At 50.4% G+C, this 24,886-nt stretch carries 28 protein-coding genes and 1 other annotated feature; of the genes, 25 read left to right on the top strand and 3 right to left on the bottom strand.

Features of this window, described 5'->3' with window-relative positions:
- The first annotated feature begins 168 nt into the window (after nt 1-168).
- From AC1DF0_RS28690 to clpC, 4 genes are read left to right on the top strand one after another with little or no spacing between them, the layout of a single operon-like run.
- Nucleotides 169-630, top strand: coding sequence for a CtsR family transcriptional regulator (locus AC1DF0_RS28690; RefSeq protein WP_442050263.1), 462 nt, complete (start codon nt 169-171; stop codon nt 628-630).
- A 25-nt stretch (nt 631-655) separates the two neighbouring features.
- The gene (locus AC1DF0_RS28685; RefSeq protein WP_442050264.1) at nt 656-1,174 is read left to right on the top strand and encodes a UvrB/UvrC motif-containing protein; all 519 of its coding nucleotides are present in this window, start codon (nt 656-658) and stop codon (nt 1,172-1,174) included.
- Nucleotides 1,175-1,220: 46 nt separating this feature from the next.
- Nucleotides 1,221-2,306 carry a protein arginine kinase gene (locus tag AC1DF0_RS28680; protein WP_477576800.1) on the top strand — a complete coding sequence of 362 codons (1,086 nt, stop codon included), beginning with the start codon at nt 1,221-1,223 and terminating at the stop codon, nt 2,304-2,306.
- Nucleotides 2,303-4,762: an ATP-dependent protease ATP-binding subunit ClpC gene (gene clpC, locus AC1DF0_RS28675; RefSeq protein WP_442050266.1), complete on the top strand. Its 2,460-nt coding sequence runs from the start codon at nt 2,303-2,305 to the stop codon at nt 4,760-4,762. Before AC1DF0_RS28680 ends, clpC begins: the two co-directional genes overlap by 4 nt.
- A gap of 197 nt (nt 4,763-4,959) precedes the next feature.
- Here the strand turns inward: clpC and AC1DF0_RS28670 are convergent, their stop codons facing one another.
- Nucleotides 4,960-6,321: a DUF4179 domain-containing protein gene (locus tag AC1DF0_RS28670; protein ID WP_477576797.1), complete on the bottom strand. Its 1,362-nt coding sequence runs from the start codon at nt 6,319-6,321 to the stop codon at nt 4,960-4,962.
- On the bottom strand, nt 6,314-6,835 hold the full coding sequence (locus tag AC1DF0_RS28665) for a sigma-70 family RNA polymerase sigma factor (protein ID WP_477576795.1): 522 nt from the start codon (nt 6,833-6,835) through the stop codon (nt 6,314-6,316). The genes AC1DF0_RS28670 and AC1DF0_RS28665 overlap by 8 nt, the downstream gene beginning before the upstream one ends.
- A 266-nt stretch (nt 6,836-7,101) precedes the next feature.
- Here AC1DF0_RS28665 and AC1DF0_RS28660 point away from each other — a divergent pair, with 266 nt between their 5' ends.
- The 4 genes from AC1DF0_RS28660 (at nt 7,102) to pssA (ending at nt 11,273) form a co-directional block, all read left to right on the top strand.
- Nucleotides 7,102-7,455, top strand: coding sequence for an antibiotic biosynthesis monooxygenase (locus tag AC1DF0_RS28660; RefSeq protein WP_477576793.1), 354 nt, complete (start codon nt 7,102-7,104; stop codon nt 7,453-7,455).
- 531 nt (nt 7,456-7,986) lie between these two features.
- Nucleotides 7,987-9,354, top strand: a complete 1,368-nt coding sequence (gene radA / locus AC1DF0_RS28655; protein WP_337103217.1) for a DNA repair protein RadA — start codon at nt 7,987-7,989, stop codon at nt 9,352-9,354.
- 10 nt (nt 9,355-9,364) lie between these two features.
- Nucleotides 9,365-10,441, top strand: a complete 1,077-nt coding sequence (gene disA, locus AC1DF0_RS28650) for a DNA integrity scanning diadenylate cyclase DisA (protein WP_477576790.1) — start codon at nt 9,365-9,367, stop codon at nt 10,439-10,441.
- An 88-nt stretch (nt 10,442-10,529) separates the two neighbouring features.
- Nucleotides 10,530-11,273 carry a CDP-diacylglycerol--serine O-phosphatidyltransferase gene (gene pssA / locus AC1DF0_RS28645; protein WP_477576788.1) on the top strand — a complete coding sequence of 248 codons (744 nt, stop codon included), beginning with the start codon at nt 10,530-10,532 and terminating at the stop codon, nt 11,271-11,273.
- A gap of 103 nt (nt 11,274-11,376) precedes the next feature.
- On the opposite strand, the gene AC1DF0_RS28640 is transcribed toward pssA, so the two are convergent.
- Nucleotides 11,377-11,772, bottom strand: a complete 396-nt coding sequence (locus AC1DF0_RS28640; RefSeq protein ID WP_337103220.1) for a nucleoside triphosphate pyrophosphohydrolase family protein — start codon at nt 11,770-11,772, stop codon at nt 11,377-11,379.
- 583 nt (nt 11,773-12,355) lie between these two features.
- Between AC1DF0_RS28640 and AC1DF0_RS28635 the strand changes: the two genes are divergently transcribed.
- From AC1DF0_RS28635 to rplJ, 17 genes are all read left to right on the top strand, one after another.
- Nucleotides 12,356-13,453: a PIN/TRAM domain-containing protein gene (locus AC1DF0_RS28635; RefSeq protein WP_442050272.1), complete on the top strand. Its 1,098-nt coding sequence runs from the start codon at nt 12,356-12,358 to the stop codon at nt 13,451-13,453.
- Between the two features lie 44 nt (nt 13,454-13,497).
- A complete protein-coding gene (gene ispD / locus AC1DF0_RS28630; RefSeq protein WP_442050273.1) occupies nt 13,498-14,214 on the top strand; it encodes a 2-C-methyl-D-erythritol 4-phosphate cytidylyltransferase in 717 nt (238 codons plus the stop codon).
- Complete coding sequence (gene ispF, locus AC1DF0_RS28625; RefSeq protein WP_477576785.1) at nt 14,214-14,693, top strand: 2-C-methyl-D-erythritol 2,4-cyclodiphosphate synthase; 480 nt, start codon at nt 14,214-14,216, stop codon at nt 14,691-14,693. The genes ispD and ispF overlap by 1 nt, the downstream gene beginning before the upstream one ends.
- 33 nt (nt 14,694-14,726) lie before the next feature.
- Complete coding sequence (gene gltX / locus AC1DF0_RS28620) at nt 14,727-16,187, top strand: glutamate--tRNA ligase (protein WP_477576783.1); 1,461 nt, start codon at nt 14,727-14,729, stop codon at nt 16,185-16,187.
- 143 nt (nt 16,188-16,330) lie between these two features.
- Nucleotides 16,331-16,486, top strand: coding sequence for a hypothetical protein (locus AC1DF0_RS28615; RefSeq protein ID WP_477576781.1), 156 nt, complete (start codon nt 16,331-16,333; stop codon nt 16,484-16,486).
- A gap of 324 nt (nt 16,487-16,810) precedes the next feature.
- Entirely contained in the window at nt 16,811-17,491 is a 681-nt protein-coding gene (gene cysE, locus AC1DF0_RS28610; protein WP_442050277.1) for a serine O-acetyltransferase, read from the top strand.
- The gene (cysS, locus tag AC1DF0_RS28605; RefSeq protein ID WP_477576779.1) at nt 17,472-18,881 is read left to right on the top strand and encodes a cysteine--tRNA ligase; all 1,410 of its coding nucleotides are present in this window, start codon (nt 17,472-17,474) and stop codon (nt 18,879-18,881) included. The genes cysE and cysS overlap by 20 nt, the downstream gene beginning before the upstream one ends.
- Complete coding sequence (locus AC1DF0_RS28600; RefSeq protein WP_477576777.1) at nt 18,878-19,297, top strand: Mini-ribonuclease 3; 420 nt, start codon at nt 18,878-18,880, stop codon at nt 19,295-19,297. Before cysS ends, AC1DF0_RS28600 begins: the two co-directional genes overlap by 4 nt.
- Before the next feature lie 16 nt (nt 19,298-19,313).
- Nucleotides 19,314-20,075 (top strand): 23S rRNA (guanosine(2251)-2'-O)-methyltransferase RlmB, encoded by a 762-nt coding sequence (rlmB, locus tag AC1DF0_RS28595; RefSeq protein ID WP_477576774.1) that lies wholly within the window; start codon nt 19,314-19,316, stop codon nt 20,073-20,075.
- A 3-nt stretch (nt 20,076-20,078) separates the two neighbouring features.
- Nucleotides 20,079-20,603, top strand: a complete 525-nt coding sequence (locus AC1DF0_RS28590; RefSeq protein WP_442050280.1) for an NYN domain-containing protein — start codon at nt 20,079-20,081, stop codon at nt 20,601-20,603.
- A 197-nt stretch (nt 20,604-20,800) separates the two neighbouring features.
- Entirely contained in the window at nt 20,801-21,451 is a 651-nt protein-coding gene (gene sigH / locus AC1DF0_RS28585; RefSeq protein WP_477576772.1) for an RNA polymerase sporulation sigma factor SigH, read from the top strand.
- Nucleotides 21,452-21,790: 339 nt separating this feature from the next.
- Entirely contained in the window at nt 21,791-21,940 is a 150-nt protein-coding gene (gene rpmG, locus AC1DF0_RS28580; protein ID WP_015847242.1) for a 50S ribosomal protein L33, read from the top strand.
- Nucleotides 21,941-21,958: 18 nt separating this feature from the next.
- The gene (gene secE / locus AC1DF0_RS28575) at nt 21,959-22,168 is read left to right on the top strand and encodes a preprotein translocase subunit SecE (RefSeq protein ID WP_337103230.1); all 210 of its coding nucleotides are present in this window, start codon (nt 21,959-21,961) and stop codon (nt 22,166-22,168) included.
- A gap of 24 nt (nt 22,169-22,192) precedes the next feature.
- Nucleotides 22,193-22,726: a transcription termination/antitermination protein NusG gene (gene nusG / locus AC1DF0_RS28570; RefSeq protein ID WP_307208468.1), complete on the top strand. Its 534-nt coding sequence runs from the start codon at nt 22,193-22,195 to the stop codon at nt 22,724-22,726.
- A gap of 95 nt (nt 22,727-22,821) precedes the next feature.
- The gene (rplK, locus tag AC1DF0_RS28565) at nt 22,822-23,247 is read left to right on the top strand and encodes a 50S ribosomal protein L11 (RefSeq protein WP_337103231.1); all 426 of its coding nucleotides are present in this window, start codon (nt 22,822-22,824) and stop codon (nt 23,245-23,247) included.
- 128 nt (nt 23,248-23,375) lie between these two features.
- A complete protein-coding gene (gene rplA / locus AC1DF0_RS28560) occupies nt 23,376-24,068 on the top strand; it encodes a 50S ribosomal protein L1 (RefSeq protein ID WP_442050282.1) in 693 nt (230 codons plus the stop codon).
- Nucleotides 24,069-24,079: 11 nt separating this feature from the next.
- Nucleotides 24,080-24,243, top strand: a sequence feature (ribosomal protein L10 leader region).
- Between the two features lie 55 nt (nt 24,244-24,298).
- Nucleotides 24,299-24,802, top strand: a complete 504-nt coding sequence (rplJ, locus tag AC1DF0_RS28555) for a 50S ribosomal protein L10 (protein ID WP_442050283.1) — start codon at nt 24,299-24,301, stop codon at nt 24,800-24,802.
- Nucleotides 24,803-24,886 lie beyond the last annotated feature (84 nt).

Here is a 24,886-nt window from a genome sequence, read left to right as displayed (position 1 = left end):
GGACCGAATCTAAGGTGAAATCGAATCGTCAGAAAATTTAAACTTTGTGACTTGACCCGAGGAATATTTTGAGTATAATGAAGTTAAAGTCAAAGAAAGTCAAAGTCAATAAGCCGTTACGGCGGCTCTGACAAGCTCCTTTGGCCATGCGTTAGGGAGGTTGGTATTTTGAGAAATATTTCCGATCTCATCGAACAGTATTTGAAGCATATGCTGGACGATAGCGCCGGCGGCGCTGTCGAGATTCAACGAAATGACCTCGCTGACAAGTTTTCTTGCGTACCGTCGCAGATCAACTATGTGATTAGTACCCGGTTCACGCTGGAGAAAGGATACATGGTTGAAAGCAAGCGCGGAGGCGGAGGCTATATCCGAATCCAACGGGTTGATCTTCCGGCACTTAATTCGATTCAGCTCCATTTCGAACAAACGATTGGCGACTGTGTCGATCAGAGTGCGGCAGAAGGCATTATTTATCAGCTTGAGGAAGCAAGACTGGTGACGAGGCGCGAAGCTAATATACTCCGGGCAGCGGTGCAAAGGGAAACCATCGCACTCAAACTGCCGCAGAGGGATGAAATCCGGGCAAGGCTGCTGAAGTCGATGCTCATTTCATTATTAGTCAAGTAGCGCGTACCGGGAGGAGGGATCAGGCTTGATTTGCCAGGAATGCGGTAAGAGGCCGGCTACACTTCATTTTACAAAAATCATCAATGGCGAGAAGACGGAGTTTCACATTTGTGAAAGCTGTGCGAGAGAGAAGGGCGAAGGCATACCGGGCTCACCGAATAGCTTCTCGATTCATAGCCTGCTGTCAGGCCTTCTTGACTTCGAATCGACTGGCGGTCACAACTTCGCAAATCAGCAGCATGCGATTCGATGTGAGGAATGCGGTCTTACGTATACGCAGTTCAGTAAGATCGGAAGATTCGGCTGCAGCGCCTGCTACCAGCAGTTCGCCGATAAGCTTGATCCATTGCTGAAGCGGGTTCATGGCAGTACGGTTCATATGGGGAAAATTCCGAAGCGTTCAGGTGGTCAAATTCAGTGCAAGCGGGAGATCGAACAGCTTCGGCGCGATCTGCAAGCGCAGATTGAGCAAGAGGAGTTCGAAAGCGCAGCGAAGCTGCGTGACCGGATCCGCGAGCTGGAACGCAAGATAGCGGATCTATAGACGCTGTACGTACGCTGTAAGCTGGCATGGAAGGAGGAAAGCTCTCTTGACGAAGCATCGATTCACACAAGATGCATTAAGCGATTGGATGAAGAGCGGAGGACCCGAAACCGAGGTCGTCATCAGCAGCAGAGTCCGAGTCGCTCGCAACTTGCGACATCATCCGTTCCCGATGCTGGCCACGAACCAGCAATCGAAGGAAGTGATGGAGCAGCTCACCGAGGTAGGCGAATCCGGCAAGTTAAGCGATATCGGGCAATTCGAGACGGTATTGTTATCCGATCTTAGCGAGCTCGATAAGCGGGTACTTGTGGAGAAGCATCTCATTAGCCCGAATTTGGCCAATGAGTCGCGAGGCGGGGCTGTTTTGCTCAATCATGATGAATCAGTCAGCATAATGATTAACGAAGAAGATCATTTGCGCATTCAATGTTTATATCCAGGTTTCCAAATTCAGGAGGCATGGGCATTGGCCAGCGGAATTGACGATATTTTTGAAGCGGAGGCGGATTACGCCTTCGATGAGAAACGCGGTTACTTAACGTCTTGTCCGACGAATGTCGGAACGGGCATACGGGCGTCGGTCATGATGCATTTGCCGGCGCTGGTGCTGACTCAGCAGATTAACCGTATTTTATCAGCGGTAACGCAGGTCGGCTTGGCCGTTAGAGGATTGTACGGCGAGGGCAGTGAAGCGCTCGGTAATTTGTTTCAAATCTCGAACCAAATTACGCTCGGACAATCAGAGAGCGAGATTATTGATAACTTGCATGGCGTAGCCAAGCAGATCATCGAGCATGAGAAGGCGGCGCGCAGGCGGCTTCTCGAGGAATCAAAACTTCGCATCCAGGATCGAGTAAGCCGTTCTTACGGCATCTTGTCCCACGCTGCGATTATKGATTCCAAGGAAGCGGCGCAGCGGCTGTCGGATGTGAGGCTTGGCGCGGATCTCGGATTATTGCCGAGCGTTACGCCGCAAGTATTGAATGAATTATTGGTTATGACTCAGCCTGGATTCCTTCAACAGACTTTCAATGAGAAGATGAATCCGGAGCAGAGGGACTATAGGAGAGCAGAACTCATACGCAAGCAATTGCGTGGGGAAACCGAGCATGGGGGTGCGTGGATATGATGTTTGGACGGTTTACGGAACGAGCGCAGAAGGTGCTCGCATTGGCGCAAGAGGAAGCAGTGCGGCTTGGACATAACAATATCGGCACGGAGCATATTTTACTCGGTCTTATCCGCGAAGGGGAAGGCATTGCGGCTAAGGCGCTGATCGGGCTGGGACTTGGACTTGAGAAAATTCAAGACGAAGTAGAAGCATTGATCGGACGCGGCCAAGAGCAGCCTAATAATATTGCTTATACGCCGCGTGCTAAGAAAGTGATCGAATTGTCGATGGACGAAGCGAGAAAGCTTGGCCACACGTACGTGGGTACGGAGCATATCCTGCTCGGTCTCATTCGTGAAGGGGAAGGCGTAGCGGCTCGCGTGCTTAATAATCTGGGCATTAGCCTGAACAAAGCGCGTCAACAAGTGCTGCAGTTGCTTGGCAGCAGCGAAGCGGTATCGAGCAACCACGGCTCGCCTGCTAACGTAAGCACGCCGACGCTTGACGGTCTTGCTAGAGACCTTACGGCCTATGCGAAGGAAGGCAACCTTGATCCGGTTATCGGACGAAGCAAAGAAATCGAGCGCGTCATTCAAGTGTTAAGCCGCCGTACGAAAAATAATCCGGTCCTCATCGGTGAGCCGGGTGTTGGTAAGACGGCGATTGCCGAAGGGCTTGCTCAGAAGATCATCGCGAATGAAATTCCGGAAACGCTGCGCGACAAGCGCGTTATGACGCTTGATATGGGCTCCGTTGTTGCTGGAACGAAATATCGCGGCGAGTTCGAGGATCGCTTGAAAAAGATCATGGACGAAATTCGCCAAGCCGGAAATATCATCCTGTTCATCGATGAGCTGCACACGCTGATCGGCGCAGGCGGCGCGGAAGGCGCGATTGACGCCTCCAACATCCTGAAGCCGGCGCTTGCGCGCGGCGAGCTGCAGTGCATCGGGGCTACGACGCTGGATGAGTATCGCAAGTACATCGAGAAGGATGCAGCGCTAGAACGCCGCTTCCAACCGATTACAGTCGATCAACCGTCGCCGGAAGAGGCGATTCAAATTCTTCACGGACTGCGTGATCGTTACGAAGCGCATCACCGCGTGAAAATTACGGACGATGCGATCGTTCAGGCGGTTAAGTTGTCGGACCGCTATATTACGGACCGGTTCCTGCCGGACAAAGCCATTGACCTTATTGACGAAGCAAGCTCCAAAGTAAGGCTGAACTCTTATACGGTACCGCCGAATTTGAAGCAGCTTGAGAACCGTCTTGAAGATATCCGCAAGGAGAAGGATGCAGCCGTTCAAAGCCAAGAGTTCGAGAAAGCGGCAGCGCTTCGCGATACGGAACAGAAGATTCGCGAAGAGCTCGACGTAACGAAGAACCAATGGAAAGAAAAACAAGGCCGCACCGATTCCGAGGTAACGCCGGAAGATATCGCTCAGATCGTAGCAAGCTGGACCGGCATTCCGGTCAACAAGCTGGCTGAAGAAGAGACCGAGCGTCTGCTGAAAATGGAATCGATCCTTCATGACCGTGTTATCGGTCAAGAGGAAGCCGTTAAGTCGGTATCCCGCGCGATCCGTCGTGCTCGCGCAGGTCTGAAGGATCCGAAACGTCCGATCGGCTCGTTCATCTTCCTAGGACCTACTGGGGTAGGTAAGACGGAGCTGGCGCGCGCGCTTGCAGAAGCGATGTTCGGCGACGAGAATGCGGTTATCCGCATCGATATGTCGGAATACATGGAGAAGCATTCGACTTCAAGACTCGTCGGAGCGCCTCCAGGATATGTCGGCTACGAAGAGGGCGGTCAGCTCACAGAGAAGGTTCGCCGCAAGCCGTATTCGGTTGTCTTGCTTGACGAGATCGAGAAAGCACATCCGGAAGTATTCAACATCCTGCTTCAAGTGCTTGAGGATGGTCGTCTGACCGACTCCAAGGGCCGCGTCGTTGACTTCCGCAATACGCTCATTATTATGACGTCCAATGTCGGCGCTGACCAAATCAAACGCAATTCCTCGCTTGGCTTCACGGCCGTGCAGGATGCGGGCAGAGACTTCTCGCTGATGAAAGACAAAGTAATGGCTGAGCTTAAGAAAAGCTTCCGTCCGGAGTTCTTGAACCGGATCGACGAGAGCATCGTGTTCCACTCGCTGGGCGAGGAGCATATCGCTCAGATCGTAACGCTCATGTCCGACGAGCTTCGCAAGCGTCTGCGCGAGCAAGAGGTCGACTTCGTCTTGACCGACGCCGCGAAAGCATTCCTTGCGAAGGAAGGCTATGATCCGCAATACGGTGCGCGTCCGCTGCGCCGTGCGATTCAGAAGCATATCGAGGACCGTCTCTCCGAGGATCTGCTCATGGGCAATATTCAAAAGGGCGATTCGTTCACGATCGACGAGAAGGACGGCGCGCTGACTGTAACGAAAGCAGCCGCAGCTCCTGCTCCCGAAGAGCCGGCTACGAAATAAAGCGCGAAGAGGTTGAGGGCCTAGGCCCTCAACCTCTTTTTATTTTGTAATTCATGCGGGATTTCGGCATCCTATCTCCAGCTTCATCCTCTTTTTTATATCCACATTCCTAGCAAACCTTCATCCACATGTGGATATCTCGCAGTGAGAAAACCGAATCGAACTTATACACAATCGGGAATGCTGTGGATGAAGCGTTATTTTAACGGAATCTTAATAGCTAGATCTTCACGAATGTCGGGGAGGGGCAGTTTCCAACCAGCGAGATAAAGTGATTTGCCGTTCATATCGTCCAGCGACAGCGGCGCATACTCTTGCGTAAACGAATAGGTGCTGCGGTCTGCGAGCCTTGTCCCTCCAAGCTGGGTTATCGGTTGATTGTTCGCGTCTTCCAGCCAGAAGCTGTTTGCTTGAGAGAACGGATCTGATCCTTCTACCGTGTAGTGCAAGATCGTTTTGTCAGGCAAAAACTCGGCATCCGTAACGGAAATCGAGCCGATCTCCCCTTGCGAGAGGGTAATAGGCAGTTGTTGCCGCGGATCGAATGCGATTTCACTGCGTTCCAACGATTTTCCGGAAGTATCCAGATTATAAGGCTGAATAATGAAATAGTCCGGTATCGCTTCGATGGGGGCAAAGCGGATCCGATACTCCGACTTGTATCGATCTTGTTCATCGGAGTGGAGGTTATCACCTCTGTAGCCGAAAGATTGAAGCTGCTGCCCTTTATCGTCGTAGATGAAGAAGCCTAGTTCCTCTACGGTACGTTTCTCATCCAACTCCACGTTAATTGCCGTAACGGCAGGCGTCATTGTCACTTTTTTGACCGATAACGTGGTCTCTCCCGATGTCGCACTCGGAGGCGATTCTTCAAATGAGCGTACCGATATGCCCTCAGTAAGCTTGCTGACAGGGAGACGGAATTTCCAAGAGCCCTTCGTCGTCTGCCAACCTGTTTCGTTCGAATAATGCTGGATGCTATTCAGCTTCAACGTAAGCTCGAATTGATCGGGAAGAGTGCCGTCCGCTTCATAATCCATGTATCCTGTGTATTGATTATCTCCTATTTGTGAAGAGCCGCCGCTGCCGAGCAGCGTTTCTATCGGTTCGCCGTTAATGAGCATATCCGCATCGAGAGACGATACAAAATGGTCTGCCTCAACCGTGTACCCGATCGCTAACCGAATGCCGTCGTATAACACCTCGGTAACCGTCATACGAATCCCTTGATCTTCTGCTGCTTGATTCAGCTTTGTCGCTAAACCTTTCTGTCCGGATAGCTGTAACCCGGCATCGCCGATCATCTCAAAAACCGACCCTATGAGCGGCGTATTCGTTAATGCTTTGGCGATAGTCGGAGAGACGAAGGAAGAACCGACAAGCAGCGCTAAGGAGGCAGCGGCTGCCGTAACGCCAATGGCTGTTTTTCGGGGAACGCGCTTCCGTTTTTTCAACGATAATAAAGTTTGATCCACACGCGAGCTAACAACTTCCGGAACTGCTTGAGTAGACTCTTTCAATAATCGATTTAATTCAAAATCAAGCTCATGATCATTCATTGGTCATGCTCCTCTCTTGTCTTAAGTAACGAGAAAGCTTCTCCCGAGCGCGAAATAAACGGGATTTGATGGTGCCTTCTGGCAAATCGAGCAATGATGCTATTTCTTTAAGCGGCAGATCCTCCAAATAAAATAGAGTAACGACAATTCGGAGCTCTTCCTCCAGTGCTTGTACGGCTTCGTTAAGCCCGTTATGTTGAGGGTCGTGACTGTAAGAGCCGCGGTCGGACATGTCGGCAATCGGTATGACTTGACTGCGATGCTTCAGCATTCGATTGCATTCATTAATCAAGATACGCAGCAGCCAGGTTTTAAAATATTGGGGCTCGCGCAGAGTGTTAATGGACTGAAAAGCTTTCAAAATCGTTTCTTGCAACGCATCCGCTATTTCCGAATCGCTCTTCAGATACGATTTGGCCAGACGGTACATCGACGGCTCGCACGCTTTAATAATGCGGACAAAGGCGTCGTGATGGCCTCGCGCAGCGCGAAGGATATCATCCTGCAGAATCATAGTTGGCTTACTCCTTTCGTTTAAATTCTATTGATTAGATAAATGGAGGCGCCAAAAGGTTCACGCATGGAAAAATTGGAATCGGATATGGTTAAGTTACCCTAATCCGCAGTTCATTCGTAAGTTGAAGCAGTCGGAGAATGAATTTCGCAATTTGTTGACAATGAGAATCATTATCGTATAATAGATGGATAAGGTTACTTGCAGATAACGAAGCGGATTTACGCTGCCATATAATGAAACAACAAACTAGAGGAGGCACGGACATGATCGTCGTTACGAATACGATAAAGGTGAAAAAAGGGCACGGAGAATCGGTTGCGCAGCGGTTTCATCAATCGATAGGCATCGATCTGTCACCGGGCTTCGTCCGGATGGAAGTGCTGATGGCCGAGCATATCGAGGGGCATGACGAATTGAAGGTAAGCACGACCTGGGAGCAGAAGGAGCACTTCGACGCTTGGGTGAACAGCGATTCCTTCCGCCTCGCCCACGCCCACAAGCGCAAGCCTGAACAAGCAGCAGGAGCTGCCGCCGACGGATCTCCGAGAATATTTGAAAATATAATGCTCGGTTCGCAACTATCGACGCATAGAGTCCTCTTGTCGCGCCATTCTTAAATGCTTCGTCTCGTGTGTCCCAAAGCTCTTATCCACCATTGGATAAGAGCTTTTTTGTTGTTTTTTCTTCGATTTTCACAACGTTATCCACAAAATACTGTGCACAAGCTGTTCATAATAATGTGGATAAGTCCGATATATAGGATATATACTCCAGTTATCATTCCGCCTCATCCTCATTGAAAAAAGTAATCGATGCGGCCTACGGGGTGCCCGTCTAAGTTGAATGTGGATAATTCGCATATTTCATGAACCTTGCTTCATTATTCAGAGCCTATCATGTGCATATGTGGATGTTGCCATCGCTTTAGAATTATTCACATGTGGATTATTCGGCAGGTTCTCATCTAATCAGGTGTGGATTGTTGCCAAGTTGAAAATAATAACACTAAAGCTGCGCGAGCGGAATAACTTTTCGCATCCTGTGCACAATTTTTTTCGTATAGTATGTGGGTTTATAGTGGCGGGATAAAATGGTAAACTTTATATGTTGGCGCATAAGCGCTTAACTAACAGCTTAAGGAGTACAGAATGGCTAAAATAAAAACAAAGTTCGTCTGTACCGAATGCGGTACAGAATCCGCCAAATGGCTCGGCAAATGCCCAGGCTGTCACGCATGGAATTCCATGGTGGAGGAGAAAGAAACGGTTGTTAAGACGCAAGGTGTCGGATTGTCGTCGCTTCATACGAAAGAAAAGCCGCAATCGATCATACATATAGAAAATGGGCAGGAGCCTCGTATTGAAACAAAGATGCTGGAGCTTAACCGTGTGCTTGGAGGCGGCGTCGTTCCAGGGTCGCTCATACTGGTCGGCGGCGATCCCGGCATCGGGAAATCGACGCTGCTGCTGCAGACCTCTCATGCTTTGGCTGTCAAAGGGCTGAAGGTGCTCTATATCTCAGGCGAGGAATCGGTACGCCAAACACGGCTGCGGGCGGATCGGCTCGGCGCTTTGACGGAAACGCTTTATGTATTGTGCGAGACCAATATGGAGCACATTAACGATGCGATTGATTCACTGCAGCCGGACTTTTTAGTCATCGATTCGATTCAGACGGTATACGATCCGGGCGTTCAATCGGCGCCGGGAAGCGTAGCGCAAGTACGCGAATGTACGGCGCATTTCATGAGAGTTGCGAAGGTTAGAGGTATCGCGACGGTGTTGGTCGGCCATGTAACGAAAGAAGGCGCGATCGCAGGACCGCGGCTGCTGGAGCATATGGTTGACTGCGTCTTGTACTTCGAAGGCGAACGCCATCATACATACCGATTGCTCCGCGCGGTGAAGAATCGCTTCGGATCAACGAACGAGATTGGCATTTTCGAAATGGGAGAAGAGGGACTGCGGGAAGTATCCAATCCTTCCGAGCTATTCCTCTCCGAACGGCCGCTCGGTGTATCGGGCTCAACGGTAGTAGCCAGCATGGAAGGAACACGGCCTGTTCTCGTCGAGCTCCAGGCGCTCGTCGCAACGACGAACTTCCCGTCGCCAAGGCGGATGTCGACCGGCATCGATCATCATCGGATGGCGCTTATCATTGCTGTATTGGAGAAGCGCAACGGGATGTTTCTCCAGACGCAGGATGCGTACTTGAATGTAGCGGGAGGCGTGAAGCTGGATGAACCCGCAGTCGATCTTGCAGCGGCAGTAAGTCTTGCATCCAGCTTCCGCGATGCGCCGACCAAACCGTATGATGTTATATTCGGCGAGGTCGGCCTAACCGGCGAGGTGCGTGCGGTATCGAGGGCGGAGCAGCGGGTGAAGGAAGCAGAGAAGCTTGGTTTCAAACGAGTCATTATGCCGGAGAAGAGCCTCAAGGGTTGGAAAGCGCCCGAGGGCATAGAAATTATCGGCGTCAGCACGGTGGCGGAAGCACTTAAGGCAGCGCTTGGATAGGGGGCAAACGATGAAAGAACCTACACAGCTCGAAGTTATGAATCAATTGTTGCAGTTAGTCGCGCCAGGCACCCCATTTCGTGAAGGGCTCGAGAATGTGCTTCGCGCCAAGACAGGAGCATTGATTGTTGTTGGCTACAGTCCGGAAGTGATGGAGGTTGTAGACGGGGGGTTCTCGATTAATTGCGACTTCTCGTCGAATTACTTATATGAACTGGCGAAGATGGACGGCGCCATTATCATGAGCGAGGATATGCGTCGCATCCTGTATGCGAACACCCAGCTCATCCCGAACAGCTCTATTCCGTCCATTGAAACGGGCATCCGTCATCGTACTGCGGAGCGGGTTGCGAAGCAGACCGGAAAGTTGGTCGTATCCATCTCGCAAAGGCGTAACGTCATTACCTTGTATCAGGGCAATCTTCGTTATTCGCTTAAGGACATGGGCGTCATCCTGACGAAGGCTAACCAAGCTATTCAAACGCTGGAGAAATATAAGGCCGTATTAAGTCAATCGTTCACGAACTTGTCGGCGCTTGAATTCGAGGAGCTGGTTACGCTCCAAGAGGTTGCTCACGTTATTCAGCGAGTGGAGATGGTATTGCGCGTTAAGATGGAAATTAAGCGATACGTCAATGAGCTTGGCACAGAGGGTCGATTAATCAGCATGCAAATGGATGAATTGATCGGCGGCGTTGAAGAGGACGCATGGTACTTGCTGAAGGATTACGCCAAAGACAATTCCGATGAGAAGATACGCGAAATAAGAGCAGGTCTTAAGAAACTCAGCTCGGACGAATTGCTGGATGCTCCGCCTATCGTTCGCTTGATCGGCTACTCGCATACGAACAACATGTCCGACGAGGCGGTATCGCCGCGCGGTTACCGGCTGCTGAACAAGATTCCGAGGCTGCCGATCATTATAATGAACAATTTGGTCGAGCGTTTCGGCCGATTGCCTCATATTTTGATGGCGACGATCGAAGAATTGGATGAGGTGGACGGCATCGGCGAAGTGCGCGCCCGCGCCATTAAAGACGGGCTTAAGCGGATCCAAGAGCAGATGTTCATTGACAGACAAATTTAAATCTCATACAATTGATGGAATGTGGTCCTGTCGCGTAGATATACATTAGTAACAGGTTTTGGGGCATAGTAGAGAAGAGGTGGAAAAGATGATCACAAAGTCGATACCGAGCCTTCTCACGGTGGGGAACTTATTCTTAGGAGTAATCGCCATCATCCTTGTGTTCAACGAAAAACCGGATACGGCAGCAATGATGGTGTTAATCGCCATGCTGCTCGACGGCGTAGACGGACGTGTCGCTCGGGCGCTCAATGCTCAAAGCGAGTTCGGCAAGGAGCTTGATTCGTTATCCGACGTTATTTCGTTTGGCGTAGCGCCTGCTTTTATTATGTACGTGGTCGCATTCCAAGATTTGAGTCCAGCATTGGCCTGGATCGTTACGGCTCTGTTCCCGATTTGCGGAGCACTCAGACTCGCACGATTTAACGTAATTGCAAGCTCGCCGGGTTACTTCATCGGACTTCCGATCCCAGCGGCCGGAGGCGTTCTGGCAACGCTTGCGTTATTTAAGGATGATATAGCGGTATCGATCTTACTGGCAAGCACATTAGCGCTTGCGCTATTAATGGTCAGCACCATTAAATATCCGAATTTCAAAAAAGTAGGCATCCCTAGAAGCGCAATTTGGGTCGTTCCGATTATCGTTGCGGTATCGGTCGTATTAGGCCTTTTATTTAAACATCAATTGTCCAAAATCTTGTTCGTCCCGCTGTTGCTGTACGCTCTGTACGGCCTAAAAAAAAACGTTAGCCGACGGCCCAAAAAACGCAGAAAGCGCGGAAACAGACAGGATCAATCGGATGATTCAGTGAAATCCGAACATACAGCATAATGTAAGAATAGAAAAAACCGCCTCTGCATCGGAAGCAGATCAGGCGGTTTTTTTCGTATTGCAACGATAAGGTTGGCGTCGTCTTAATGGCATGCATAATCGACTACGTTAAATTAAATAAGCCAAGCGTCGAGCATTTGTCGTATTCGTCTGCGATTACCTCGTCTAGTTCAATGTTTAGCAGATTGCATAAAGCGGTCATGTAAAACAAATTGCGTCCGAGCTCGGACTTCAGTACGTCCCGGCAATGCTCGCAAACCTCTCCGGAGAGATGGCTTTGCAGCGTTGTTTTCGCATTTTCGAGATCAAGCTCATCCGAGTATTGCTGTTTTTTGGCGTTCAATTCAATGCAGCCGCAATCCGTTACGGCTTTGGATACAGCACGATTCACGGAAGCGCCCGATTGTCCGAACTTTGACATAACGTCTAGCAGGCTCCGGTGTCTAAGCAGTAGTTCAGATACCTGCTGCTGGAACTGATTCAGTGTTGGAGCGCTCATCGATTCCACCTCTATCACCAACCTCTTCGAAAGTAATCTCAATTCCCATTATAAGCCTCAGGGGGGCTGTTTTCAAAATGTGAATTATGAGAAAATTCTGATCGAAGTAATTCAGTGGTGAGCGACCGCGGATAGTGGAAGTTTTTATCGCCAATCAGAATGCGCATCTATACGGTTTGACTCTGTATAGAGGTGAACATTCTGATGCGGGGAGAAAATTCTGATCGAAGTAATTCAGTGGTGAGCGACTAGTGGAGGGGTTCACTAATTAGTGAGGAGAATCTCACAGAAGTACTCTGATTTGTTTAAGTCAGGCCAATATAGTGAGGCAAACCTCACTTGTCGGGAACCCAGCTTCATGAGGAGTGAGGATTGCCTCACTAATTGTGCGAAGCAGGCTTTTGCAGCTCATTTAAGTGAGGTTCACCTCACTCGGGATGAGATAAAGCTCACTAAAGCACGAATAGCAACCTCCTATTTACCCGAGGCGGTAGAAGGAGAAAGAACTATTTTACAAATTCACGCGCTGCCAACGATTAACCTGCCTATTATTGGAACATAATTGTAATGGAGGTGAACCGTAATGGTTAGACGTATAATTCAAATAATGGGTATGTTGTTTGGCGGTATGGCCGGCGGCGAAGTATATGGTTGGATGAATGGAGCGGCACTGTGGTCGAGCTCATCATTCGGTATGCTGCAGCGATCGGGCACTTATTACATGAATGTAGCAGTTGGCGCGGTATTTGGAGTCATTGCAGCAACAATGTTAGCAGGGCAGGTCATTCGGTATATGCAGAAGGGCGCGGAGCAGACAGCTGCGCTGCCGATGAAGGATTTGATAGCGGGCGCGGGCGGTTTGCTGGCTGGCTTGCTGCTTGCTGTGCTTCTTTATCCGGCCGTCTCGGATTTCAGCGGTATGGGACGACTCATTCCTGCTGCGATGATGTTGACATTCGGGTATTTGGGCCTCAGCATCGGCTTGCATAAGAAGGAAGAGCTGGCGACTGGCTTCGAGAGCTTGCTGGAGAAGCGGCGAACAGCGCCAGAGCCCGAGGAAACGAGCGGTTACGAGGAGCATAAGATCCTCGATACGAGCGTTATTATCGACGGTCGGATTGCGGATATATGCAAAACCGGCTTTATCGAAGGCACGCTGGTCATTCCGGAATTCGTGCTGGAGGAGCTGCAGCATATTGCCGATTCCTCGGATTTGCTGAAGCGTAACAGAGGCCGTCGCGGCCTTGATATTTTGAACAAAATTCAGAAGGAGCTTGATGTTCGCGTTCTGATCTACGAAGGAGACTTCGAGGAGATCGGCGAGGTGGACAGCAAGCTGGTGAAGCTCGCGAAGGCGCTTCACGGCAAAGTCGTAACGAATGACTTCAATCTGAATAAAGTATGCGAGCTGCAAGGCGTATCGGTGCTTAACATTAATGATCTAGCTAACGCCGTGAAGCCGGTTGTTCTGCCGGGAGAAGAAATTATCGTTCAAGTGATTAAAGACGGCAAGGAACACGGCCAAGGTGTAGCGTATCTGGATGACGGCACGATGATCGTCGTTGAGGGCGGCCGCGACTACATAGGCACGACGATGGAGGTGCTCGTTACGAGTGTCCTGCAGACGTCGGCGGGCCGGATGATATTCGCGAAACCGAAGCTGTTGGAAAAAGCGCTCTAACAAGGTATGATAGTACTATCATAGAGTGTTAGGCAGGTTGGGTCATGTTAGCAGATTGGGGAGTCGTCATCGTCGCGGCCGGACGCGGGACGCGGATGGGGACGAAAGAGAGCAAACAATATTTGCAGTTAGCGGACAAGCCTATTCTTGTGCATACACTGGAGCTGTTCGAGCGAATGGACACCGTGAAGGAAACGGTGCTTGTTGTCGGCGCGGACGATGTGCCTAGGTGCCAGGAATGGGTTGCCCGCTACGGCTTTGCGAAGGTGAAGGCTGTTCTTGCCGGAGGCAAGGAGCGCCAGCATTCCGTACACATCGGTCTTCAAGCGATTACGGCCGAATGGGTCATGGTGCATGACGGCGTTCGGCCGCTCGTGTCGGCGGAAGCCGTGCAGCGATGCTGCGAGACCGCCGAGCGCAACGAAGCCGCGGTGCTTGCCGTTCCTGTGAAGGACACGATCAAGCAAGTAGATGAAGCGGGCGTCATCATTGCTACGCCGGACCGTCGAAGCTTGTGGGCGATACAAACGCCGCAAGCTTTTCGTCATGCATTGCTGCTTGAAGCGCATGAGCAGGCGGAAGCAGCCGGCTTCATCGGCACGGATGACGCGATGGTTGTGGAACGGACGGGAGCAACCGTTACCGTTGCAGAGGGCGAATATACGAATATAAAGATAACGACGCCTGACGATTTGCCATGGGCGGAATTTCTGCTAGCAAATCGCCGTGTCGATCTGGTTGAGGGAAAGGATGATAAATAGTGATACGTGTAGGACAAGGCTTTGATGTGCATCAATTGGTTGAGGGGCGTCCTTGCATTATCGGCGGCGTAACGATCCCTTATGAGAAGGGGCTGCTCGGGCATTCCGACGCGGATGTGCTGCTGCATGCCATTACAGATGCCATTCTAGGCGCTCTCGGAATGGGAGATATCGGTAAACATTTTCCTGATACGGACGCTGAATATAAGGATGCGGACAGCTTAAAGCTGTTGGAACATGTATGGAAGCTTATTCGGGAGAAGGGCTATAAGCTCGGCAATATTGATTCGACGATTATTGCTCAACGCCCTAAGATGCTGCCCTATATTCCGCAAATGACGGAGATTATTGCGAAGGCGCTTGAAGCGGATGTATCGCAAGTGAATGTGAAGGCGACAACGACGGAGCAGCTTGGCTTCGCAGGACGCGGTGAAGGGATTGCGGCGCAATCGGTTGTTTGTTTAGTTAAAGCGGACTAATTAAACCTACTTAAATAATGGAGGAGTATATTTATGACACAGGAAGTACGTGTACGTTATGCGCCGTCGCCGACGGGTCACCTGCATATCGGCAACGCTAGAACGGCCTTATTCAATTATTTGTTTGCACGCAATCTTGGCGGCAAATTCATCGTTCGTATTGAAGATACGGATGTGAAAAGAAACGTAGCGGGCGGCGAAGAAAGCCAGCTAACATACATGAAGTGGCTCGGAATCGATTGGGATGAGAGCGTGGATATCGGCGGCGGATACGGTCCATACCGTCAAACCGAGCGGCTCGATATTTATCGCGTGTATTGGCAGGAACTGCTTGACCGCGGCCTAGCTTACCGCTGCTACTGCAATGAAGAGGAGTTAGAGCAAGAGCGGAATGAGCAGCTTGAGCGCGGCGAAACGCCTCGTTATTCCGGACGTCACCGCGATCTGACCGATGAACAACGTTCTGCGTTCGAGGCGGAGGGCCGTGTGCCTAGCATTCGCTTCCGTGTTCCGGAAGGCCGCACGTATCAGTTCGACGACATGGTGAAGGGCTCCATCAGCTTCGATACGGCTGAGATGGGCGACTTCGTTATCGTGAAGAAGGATGGCATTCCGACCTATAACTTCGCTGTTGTACTGGACGATTATTTGATGAAAATCAGCCATGTGCTGCGCGGAGAGGATCATATCTCCAATACGCCTCGCCAGCTTATGATCTATGAAGCTTTCGGTTGGGAGCCGCCGCTGTTTGCCCATATGACGCTGATCGTGAATGAGCAGCGCAAGAAGCTAAGCAAGCGCGACGAGTCGATCATTCAATTCATCTCGCAGTACGATGACCTCGGCTACTTGCCGGAGGCGTTGTTCAACTTCATCGCTTTGCTTGGCTGGTCGCCGGAAGGCGAGCAAGAGATGTTCACGCGCGAGCAACTGATCGAGGTATTCAATGCGGAGCGTCTGAGCAAGAGCCCGGCCGTATTCGATACGCAGAAGCTGAGCTGGATGAACAACGAGTACATGAAGAAGGCGGAGCTTCCGCGCGTCGTTGATATGTGCATTCCTCACTTGCAGAAGGCTGGCCGTATCGCGGATGAGCTGGATGCGGATGGCCGCGCTTGGGTAAGCGATCTCGTAGCGCTGCATCAGGATAAGCTTCGTTATGCGGCTGATATTGTGCCGATTACGGCGTTGTTCTTCGCTGAGGAGCCGGCGGACGAGGATGATGCAGTTAGCGTGCTTGCCGAAGAGCAGGTTCCGGCAGTACTGAGCGCGTTCCTTGCGCTCGTGGAAGCGGGCGATTCTGCATTTACGGTTGACGGCATTAAGGATATGATCAAGGCCGTTCAGAAGGATACCGGCTTCAAAGGGAAGCAGCTGTTCATGCCTATTCGCGCTGCGCTGACAGGTCAAACCCATGGCTCCGACTTGAACCAGTCGATCGCGCTGCTAGGCAAAGACAAGGTCGTGTCGCGTCTTCGCGCGCGTCTAGGCTAACGATGTAGCTGTCGATCGTTTGCCGGTACGGCAGGCGCTGTGAAGAGAGGCTTTGCAGATAGTCCTTGTCACCTATTTGGCTATTGAGTATACTATGGATAATATCTACATGAATATATCGGCTATGAACAGGATTAGTACGTTTGCATGCGGATTCGCAGAGAGGACAACCGTCATTCGAATCGGCGCTGCTTGAGGGTATTGGGGCAGCGGCAAGAGTGGGGCTGAAAGTTGTTTGGTTCGCGCTAACGGAAATTTGCACCTGGGAGCTTTGTTCCGAGCTGGTTATCGGGCTTTAGTCATCGGTAAGCAGGGTAGGCGACAACGTAAGTCTGCGTTAAAGACATGAAGGTGAACAGCCGGATTCTTTAAAAATATAAGAAAGTATAAAATTTCATGTTTATACTGTGCTTATATTTCTTCGCGAAATGATTGCTTCACGCCGCCTTAAAGGACGGCGGTAGCCATTTACGCTTGGAGTGCCGTGTATTGTTCAAGCAGAGTGGGACCGCGCGATAAACACGCCTCTGCAGCACTTGATGCTGCAGAGGCTTTTTTTATTGGAAAGAAAAGCAACTCATAGCGTAGAGCCAAGCAATTTTGAAAGCAGAGGAGCAAAACGTATGTTTCGCCATTTTCGATCGGACGTTCAAGCAGTATTCGAAAATGATCCGGCGGCCCGAAGCCGTTTCGAGGTCATCTTCACTTATTCGGGCCTGCATGCTATTTGGGCGCATCGCATTGCGCATCCCTTATACCGTAGAGGCTGGTTTACGCTTGCGAGAATCATCTCGCAGGTAGGACGCTTCATGACGGGTATTGAGATCCACCCCGGTGCGACAATTGGCAATCGGCTGTTCATCGATCATGGTATGGGCGTCGTTATCGGAGAAACATGCGAAATCGGAGACGACGTCGTTATCTATCAAGGCGTTACGCTGGGCGGCACAGGCAAGGAAAAGGGCAAGCGCCATCCGACGATCGGCAATAATGTCGTCATCGGATCGGGGGCGAAGGTTCTCGGTTCCTTCCAAGTTGGAGATAATTCTAATATAGGATCCAATGCGGTCGTCCTGCGCGAGGTGCCTGATAACAGCACCGTGGTCGGGAATCCAGGCCGCGTGGTGAAGCGGAACGGGGAGAGGGTAGGCGATCGGCTCGACCATAAACAGCTGCCGGATCCGGTCATTGAAATGTTCCGCGCGATGAAAAAGGAAATTGATAGTTTGAAGGCTGAATTAGGCAAGGAAGTTCAAGAGCCCGAAGCAGGAGGAATTTTTGACAATGGCAATTACGATATATAATACGCTCACGAGAGCGAAGGATTCGTTCGTCCCTCAGACACCGGGCAAGGTTAACATGTACGTATGCGGGCCGACGGTATATGACTATATTCATATCGGCAATGCGCGTCCGGTTATATTCTTCGACGTTGTGCGCCGCTACTTGGAAGCAGCAGGCAACGAGGTCCGTTATGTGGTCAACTTCACGGACGTAGACGACAAGCTCATTAAGAAGGCGGAACAGCTCGGCACGACTGTGCCGGAAGTTGCGGAGAAGTTTATCACGGCGTTCTACGGAGATATCGATTCGCTTGGCGTGCGCAAGGCAACGCTTAATCCGCGCGTAACGGACAATATTCCGGAGATTATCGCGTTTATTGCAGAGCTCGTAGACAAAGGCTATGCGTATGAGAGCGAAGGCGACGTATATTTCCGTACGTCCAAATTCGATGAATATGGCAAGCTTTCGGGCCAAAACCTAGGCGAGCTGCAATTTGGCATACGCGTAGAGATTGGCGACCGCAAAGAAAATCAGCAGGACTTCGTGCTGTGGAAGGGCGCGAAGCCAGGCGAGATCAAGTGGGAGAGCCCATGGGGAGACGGCCGTCCGGGTTGGCATATCGAGTGCTCGGCAATGGCACGCAAGTATCTCGGCGAAACGCTCGATATTCACGGCGGTGGACATGATCTTCAATTCCCGCATCATGAATGCGAAATCGCGCAGTCGGAAAGCCTTAGCGGCAAGCCTCTGGCGAACTACTGGATGCATAACGGTTACATTCATATCAATAATGAAAAAATGTCCAAATCGCTCGGAAACGGCATTACGGTTAATGAGCTCGTGAAGCGGATTAAGCCGCACGCGATCCGTTACTTCATGTTATCGACGCATTACCGCAGCCCGCTTAACTTCAGCGACGAGACGATTGCGCAAGCGGTAAATAGCGTTGAGCGGATTGCCAACTGCGCGGCGAACCTGAAGCATAGGCTGAGCAGCGAAGGACTAAGCGATGCCGCGGTAGATCCAGCGCTTCAAGCGAAGCTTGATGAGATTGCGAGCCAGTTCCATGCGAAGATGAGCGACGACTTCAATACGCCGGATGCTATTACGGCAGTATTCGAGCTTGTGACTGAAGCGAATCAATATATGAATCGCAGCGACGCTTCTGCTGAAGGATTGCAGGCACTATTGGCTCTGCTTGAGCAGCTGGATAATGTGCTTGGTCTCCTGCCGGCTCAAGAAGCGGCCGACGAATTGCTTGATGCGGATATCGATCAATTGATCGTAGAGCGTACGGAAGCGCGCAAATCGAAAAACTGGGCAAGAGCGGACGAAATCCGCGATCTGCTGGCTGAGAAAAATATTGTGCTTGAGGATACGCCGCAAGGCATTCGTTGGAGACGCAAATGAGCGAACATATAGACGCAGGCTCGCTCATGTTCTATCCGCCCGCCAAGAAACCGCAACTGATTAATCCGGTTGTGCTGGCATATGTGGGCGATGCCGTATTTGAACTGCTCGTGCGACAGTACTTGGTGTCGCTGCCCAATAACAAGTCGCATCATATGCATCGCGAAGCGACAAGCATCGTGTCGGCGAAGGGCCAGCGGCAATTGCTTGAGCGATTGCAGCCGCATCTGACGGAGGAGGAGGCGGACATCGTCCGCCGAGGCCGCAACGCCAAGTCGGGGGCTCCGCCTAAGAACGCGGATCCGGCTGATTACCGCCTTGCGACGGCGCTCGAGAGCCTCGTCGGTTATTTGTATTACGAAGGGCGCAATGAGCGGCTCGGTGAACTGTTCGCGATCGGACTTGAAGGAAAATAGAAATAGAGGAGGGAACATGATGTCTGTTGAGAACCAAAACCAGGAGGAAATGATTGCTGGCAAGCATCCCGTGCTTGAAGCACTTCGTTCCGGACGGGAAATTAATAAAATATGGATTGCTGACGGAGCGCAGAAGACGTTGACGCAGCCGATCGTTGCCGAGGCGAAGAAGCTTGGCATCGTGGTTCAATTCGTTGACAAGCGTAAGCTTGATAGCATGGTCGAAGGCGTTGCCCATCAGGGTGTCGTCGCGCAGGCGGCTGCCTTTGATTATGTGGAAGTAGAAGAGCTGCTCGAGATCGCATCGAAGAGCGGGGAGACGCCGTTCATTCTTGTCCTTGACGAGATTGAGGATCCGCATAACCTCGGCTCGATTCTAAGAACGGCAGAATGTACGGGCGTGCACGGTGTCATTATTCCGAAGCGCCGCTCGGCATCGCTGACGGCTACTGTGCTTAAGACCTCGGCTGGAGCTGCAGAACATGTGCCTGTCGCGAGAGTGACGAACCTGGCTCAAACCATCGATAAGCTGAAGGAAGCGGGCGTATGGGTCGTCGGTACGGACGTAAGCGCATCGCAGGATGTGTACAAGATGAAGTTCGATATGCCGCTCGCCGTCGTAATCGGCAACGAGAGCAAGGGCATGGGCCGGCTTATTAAAGAAAAATGCGATTTTCTCGTTAAACTTCCGATGCTCGGCCGCTTGAATTCACTGAATGCCTCGGTTGCAGCAGGCGTGCTTATGTATGAAGTCGTGCGGCAACGCCGGGGCGTCTAGGGCATGAATCGGCGCGACGACATTTTGTTGGTCGATGGATACAATATGATCGGCGCGTGGCCAATGCTCGAGAAGCTCAAGGAGCATGACCTGGAAGATGCGCGGGATAAGCTGCTGGACATGCTTGCGGATTATCAAGGCTTCACGGGCATGAAGGTGTATGTGGTATTTGACGCTTATTTTGTCCCAGGCATAGGTGCGACTTACCGGCAGCATAAGCTCACGGTCATCTATACGAAGGAGAAAGAAACGGCTGACGAGTGCATTGAACGCTTGTGCGCGGAGCTGAGCTCGAGGCGTAGGAACATCTACGTGGCGACCTCCGATATGATTGAGCAGCATGTTGCTTTTGGCCAAGGCGCCCTTCGCGTATCCGCGCGCGAGCTGCTCATCGACATTGGGCAGAACCGCAAAGATATCGAGCAAACGCTTCGGGAAGAGAAGCCGATCAAGCGCAATTCGGTTGACTCGAGAGTGAATCTGGAGACGTGGAGTAAGCTGGAACGAATGAGACGCGGCGAAAAGTAAGGGAATCGAGTCGGCGAAATAAGTGAAGATCGTATTTGATCGACGCTTGTTTCAATGTTCCACAAAGTTACAATTTTACTAGATAATCGATAGTTTTCGAGGCTGAATTGGTTGACGGTGTAAGGTTTTATCATGTATACTGGCTCTATATTTTCAGAATCTAGCGGTGTACGCCTTGCAGGCCGGAGGGATAGTTCGTGGGCATCGACCTCAAAGAATGGAGTACGCTCGAATACGACAGCAGTACGGACGAGGACATCGTCGAGGCGGTCCGCAACGGCGACAGCATGGCGCTGGAATATTTGATTAATAAGTATAAGAACTTCGTGCGAGCAAAGGCGCGTTCTTATTTTCTTATCGGCGCGGATCGTGAAGATATCGTGCAGGAAGGGATGATCGGCTTATATAAGTCAATTCGCGATTTCAAAGGGGACAAGCTAGCAAGCTTCAAAGCCTTTGCCGAATTGTGCATTACAAGGCAGATCATTACCGCCATCAAAACAGCCACGCGTCAGAAGCACATCCCACTCAATTCGTATGTATCGCTTGACAAGCCAATTTATGATGAAGATTCAGACCGCACGCTGCTGGACGTTATATGCGGCACTCGCGTATCCGATCCGGAAGAACTTATTATTAATCAAGAAKAATTCGTTGGCTTGGAAGATAAGATGTCCGAAATATTAAGCGATCTGGAGCGCAAAGTGCTCATGCTTTATTTGGACGGAAGATCATACCAGGAAATTGCCGTCGATTTGGACCGCCACGTGAAGTCAATTGATAATGCTTTGCAACGGGTGAAGCGGAAACTTGAACGTTACTTGGAAATCAGGGACATTAGCGGGTAAGTGTCGTTCAGCAACGAGCAGCAAGCTGCATAATAACCAAGGCTGTCTATTCCGTCTGGTAAGACCAGGCGGACCGGGACGGTTTTTTTATTGATAGGGTTGAAAAATCGTGAAGCAGACGATAATGGTAGATACGAGTCCCGAGTCCAAGCAGGCTGTCTTGGCAATAATTCGCATGCCGCGCGTCTATCTTTTACATTGACATGAAAAATGCCATATGCTAAAGTGTTTAGGTAGGCCTGAAATCGAGGTTTTTTTTTGTATTTGCGATGGAATCAATGATGTTTCATATAGAGCTTCATGATTCGTATTTTGTAGCAGTTCGGGAGGTGTAATTCAATGCGGGTTATTATCACGTTGGCATGCACAAACTGCAAACAGAGAAACTATGCGAGCAGCAAGAACAAACGCAATCACCCCGACCGCATCGAGTTGAAGAAGTTTTGCAAGTTTTGTAACGAGCAGACTCCTCATCGCGAGACGAGATAGTCAATTGGAGGTGTGACCGTGGCATTTTTGGCTAAACTAAAGCAAAGCTTTGGTAATACGTTTAGTTTTTTTGCCGACAGCTGGGCAGAACTTAAGAAAGTTCGCTGGCCAAATCGTAAAGAGTTGACAAGCTACTCGATCGTCGTTCTTTTAACGATCACGTTTGTAACGATTTACTTCTGGCTTCTTGACATCGGGATCTCGACTCTGGTTGAACTCATTGTTTAAGAAGGGTCCAAAGGTGGATTAGTGATGGAAAAAAGATGGTACGTCGTGCACACTTACTCCGGGTATGAGAACAAGGTGAAAGTCAACCTGGAACGCCGTGTTGAATCAATGGGCATGGAAGACAAGATCTTCCGCGTGCTCGTTCCTATGGAAGATGAAGTGGTAGAGAAGGACGGTAAGAAAAAGACCGTTCAACGCAAAGTCTACCCTGGCTATGTTCTTGTGGAAATGGTTCAAACCGACGATTCATGGTACGTTGTTCGTAATACGCCAGGCGTAACTGGATTCGTAGGTTCAACTGGGTCCGGTTCGAAGCCGACTCCTCTATTGCCCGATGAAGTGGAGCAAATCCTCAAGCATATGGGTATGGAAGAGCCGAAGCCAAAGATCGAATTCGAACTGAAAGAAACGGTTCGCGTCAAAGTAGGTCCTTTCGCAGACTTTGTCGGTTCAGTAGAAGAAATTTTGCTCGACAAAGCGAAGTTGAAAGTTCATGTCAACATGTTTGGCAGGGAAACCCCTCTTGAGCTCGACTATACTCAAGTGGAAAAGATTTAATATCCGGTTTCCAAGTCCGCTTGGAATACTTTACTTTAGTGTATTTCATCGGATCGTGTAATGCTTTAGGATTACAAGGTAAGGAGGTATGAGTCATGGCAAAAAAGGTCATCAAGATGGTCAAACTGCAAGTTCCTGCAGGCAAAGCTAACCCAGCGCCACCAATCGGTCCGGCACTAGGTCAAGCAGGCGTTAACATCATGGCTTTCTGTAAAGAGTTCAACGCTCGTACTGCGGATCAAGCTGGTCTGATTATTCCAGTCGTGATCACTGTATTCGAAGACCGTTCCTTTACTTTCGAGACTAAAACGCCGCCGGCTGCTGTATTGCTCCGCGTTGCTGCTGGTATCGAAAAAGGTTCAGGTGAGCCGAACAAGAAAAAAGTTGCTACTGTGAAACGCGATAAAGTTCGTGAAATCGCAGAGCAAAAAATGCAAGATCTAAACGCAGCTTCTGTTGAAGCAGCTATGCGTATGGTTGAAGGTACAGCGCGCAGTATGGGCGTAACAATCGTTGACTAATTCCGTATAGGCTATTACAGCTTTAGCGGGATTAGGACGATCTGTCTTGCGAAGCCAATCGGCTTTCGCAGGTGGGAGGATCATCCCTAAGAGGGTGTTCCGCTATACCACATAAGGAGGAGAACAAAATGGCTAAACACGGTAAAAAATATGTTGAAGCTGCTAAGCTGATCAACAGCGAAGCAACTTACGAGCCGGCTGAAGCGATTGAACTCGTTAAGAAGGCTGCGACAGCTAAATTCGACGAATCCGTTGAAGTAGCAGTTCGTCTGGGCGTTGACCCACGTAAACAAGACCAAGCAGTGCGCGGCGTCGTAGTACTTCCGCACGGTACTGGTAAAACTAAACGCGTTCTCGTTTTCGCAAAAGGCGAAAAAGCGAAAGAAGCGGAAGCTGCAGGCGCTGACTTTGTTGGCGACGCAGACATGATCAACAAAATCCAACAAGGCTGGTTCGAATTCGACGTTTGCGTAGCAACGCCGGACATGATGGCTGAAGTTGGTAAACTTGGACGTATCCTCGGCGGTAAGGGCTTGATGCCTAACCCGAAAGCTGGTACAGTAACATTTGATGTTACGAAAGCCGTTCAAGAAATCAAAGCCGGTAAGATTGAATACCGTCTTGATAAAGCAGGTCAAATCCACGCTCCAATCGGTAAAGTATCGTTCGATGCTGAGAAGCTGAACGAGAACCTTAAAGCATTGGTTGATGCTTTGGTTCGCGCTAAACCGGCTGCTGCTAAAGGTATTTACCTGAAAAACATCGCCGTTTCCTCGACTATGGGCCCTGGCGCTCGTGTATCGACTGCGAACTATCGCTAAGAAACGGAACTTAATTTCGAACACGCATACCGAAGACAGTAGGTGCCATTAGGCTTAATTTCCTACCGAGGTGTTATGATAAAACGTTTGTAAGCGAGCCAAGGCCAATCGGCCTTGCCGCGATAACGACATCATGGCCTTCGCAACGTCTGCGAAGGCCTTTCTCATGCATCGAGGCGAGGAAAGCCCGTCGTATATCGGAATGTACAATATTACGGGAGGTGTACAGTTTGGCTAACGCAAAGATCATCCAAGAGAAACAAGAAGCAGTATCAGTAATCGCGGCTAAGATCTCTGAGAGCTCGAGCACGGTTGTTGCTGACTATCGCGGATTGAACGTTGCGCAAGTTACTGAACTTCGGAAACAACTCCGCGAAGCGGGCATTGAATTCCAAGTTTTGAAAAACTCGCTCGTTCGCCGTGCAACTGAAGGAACGGATTTCGCAGCTTTGAACGATATCCTGACTGGTCCTACAGCAATCGCATTCGGCAAAGAAGACGCCGTTGCTCCAGCTAAAATCTTGAACGATTTTGCTAAGAAAAACGACGCTTTGAAACTTAAAGGCGGTATCGTTGAAGGTAAAGTCGTTGATATGGATCAAATCAAAGCTCTTGCAGAGCTTCCGTCCCGCGACGGTTTGCTTTCCATGCTCCTCAGCGTATTGCAAGCTCCTATGCGCAACTTCGCGCTTGCAGTTAAAGCAGTCGGCGAGAAGCAAGAAGCACAAGCTTAAGAAACAACGCAACATTGCTAATGATGTAACTGTTATCCGGCTTATGCCGGTCGCATAATGCGAGAAAACCAAAAAAACTAAACC

This window comes from Paenibacillus sp. 05T425, assembly GCF_056396205.1.
The sequence above is the reverse complement of the archived record's forward strand: the minus strand, read 5'-3'. Positions and strand labels throughout refer to the sequence as shown.

Bases quoted from the DNA above. Each gene is read 5' to 3' on its own strand.
- clpC (WP_442050266.1), top strand. From the start codon at position 2,303: ATGATGTTTGGACGGTTTACGGAACGAGCGCAGAAGGTGCTCGCATTG.
- AC1DF0_RS28670 (WP_477576797.1), bottom strand. From the start codon at position 6,321: ATGAATGATCATGAGCTTGATTTTGAATTAAATCGATTATTGAAAGAG.
- AC1DF0_RS28665 (WP_477576795.1), bottom strand. From the start codon at position 6,835: ATGATTCTGCAGGATGATATCCTTCGCGCTGCGCGAGGCCATCACGAC.
- AC1DF0_RS28660 (WP_477576793.1), top strand. From the start codon at position 7,102: ATGATCGTCGTTACGAATACGATAAAGGTGAAAAAAGGGCACGGAGAA.
- radA (WP_337103217.1), top strand. From the start codon at position 7,987: ATGGCTAAAATAAAAACAAAGTTCGTCTGTACCGAATGCGGTACAGAA.
- disA (WP_477576790.1), top strand. From the start codon at position 9,365: ATGAAAGAACCTACACAGCTCGAAGTTATGAATCAATTGTTGCAGTTA.
- pssA (WP_477576788.1), top strand. From the start codon at position 10,530: ATGATCACAAAGTCGATACCGAGCCTTCTCACGGTGGGGAACTTATTC.
- AC1DF0_RS28640 (WP_337103220.1), bottom strand. From the start codon at position 11,772: ATGAGCGCTCCAACACTGAATCAGTTCCAGCAGCAGGTATCTGAACTA.
- AC1DF0_RS28635 (WP_442050272.1), top strand. From the start codon at position 12,356: ATGGTTAGACGTATAATTCAAATAATGGGTATGTTGTTTGGCGGTATG.
- ispD (WP_442050273.1), top strand. From the start codon at position 13,498: ATGTTAGCAGATTGGGGAGTCGTCATCGTCGCGGCCGGACGCGGGACG.
- gltX (WP_477576783.1), top strand. From the start codon at position 14,727: ATGACACAGGAAGTACGTGTACGTTATGCGCCGTCGCCGACGGGTCAC.
- cysE (WP_442050277.1), top strand. From the start codon at position 16,811: ATGTTTCGCCATTTTCGATCGGACGTTCAAGCAGTATTCGAAAATGAT.
- cysS (WP_477576779.1), top strand. From the start codon at position 17,472: ATGGCAATTACGATATATAATACGCTCACGAGAGCGAAGGATTCGTTC.
- AC1DF0_RS28600 (WP_477576777.1), top strand. From the start codon at position 18,878: ATGAGCGAACATATAGACGCAGGCTCGCTCATGTTCTATCCGCCCGCC.
- rlmB (WP_477576774.1), top strand. From the start codon at position 19,314: ATGATGTCTGTTGAGAACCAAAACCAGGAGGAAATGATTGCTGGCAAG.
- AC1DF0_RS28590 (WP_442050280.1), top strand. From the start codon at position 20,079: ATGAATCGGCGCGACGACATTTTGTTGGTCGATGGATACAATATGATC.
- rpmG (WP_015847242.1), top strand. From the start codon at position 21,791: ATGCGGGTTATTATCACGTTGGCATGCACAAACTGCAAACAGAGAAAC.
- nusG (WP_307208468.1), top strand. From the start codon at position 22,193: ATGGAAAAAAGATGGTACGTCGTGCACACTTACTCCGGGTATGAGAAC.
- rplK (WP_337103231.1), top strand. From the start codon at position 22,822: ATGGCAAAAAAGGTCATCAAGATGGTCAAACTGCAAGTTCCTGCAGGC.
- rplA (WP_442050282.1), top strand. From the start codon at position 23,376: ATGGCTAAACACGGTAAAAAATATGTTGAAGCTGCTAAGCTGATCAAC.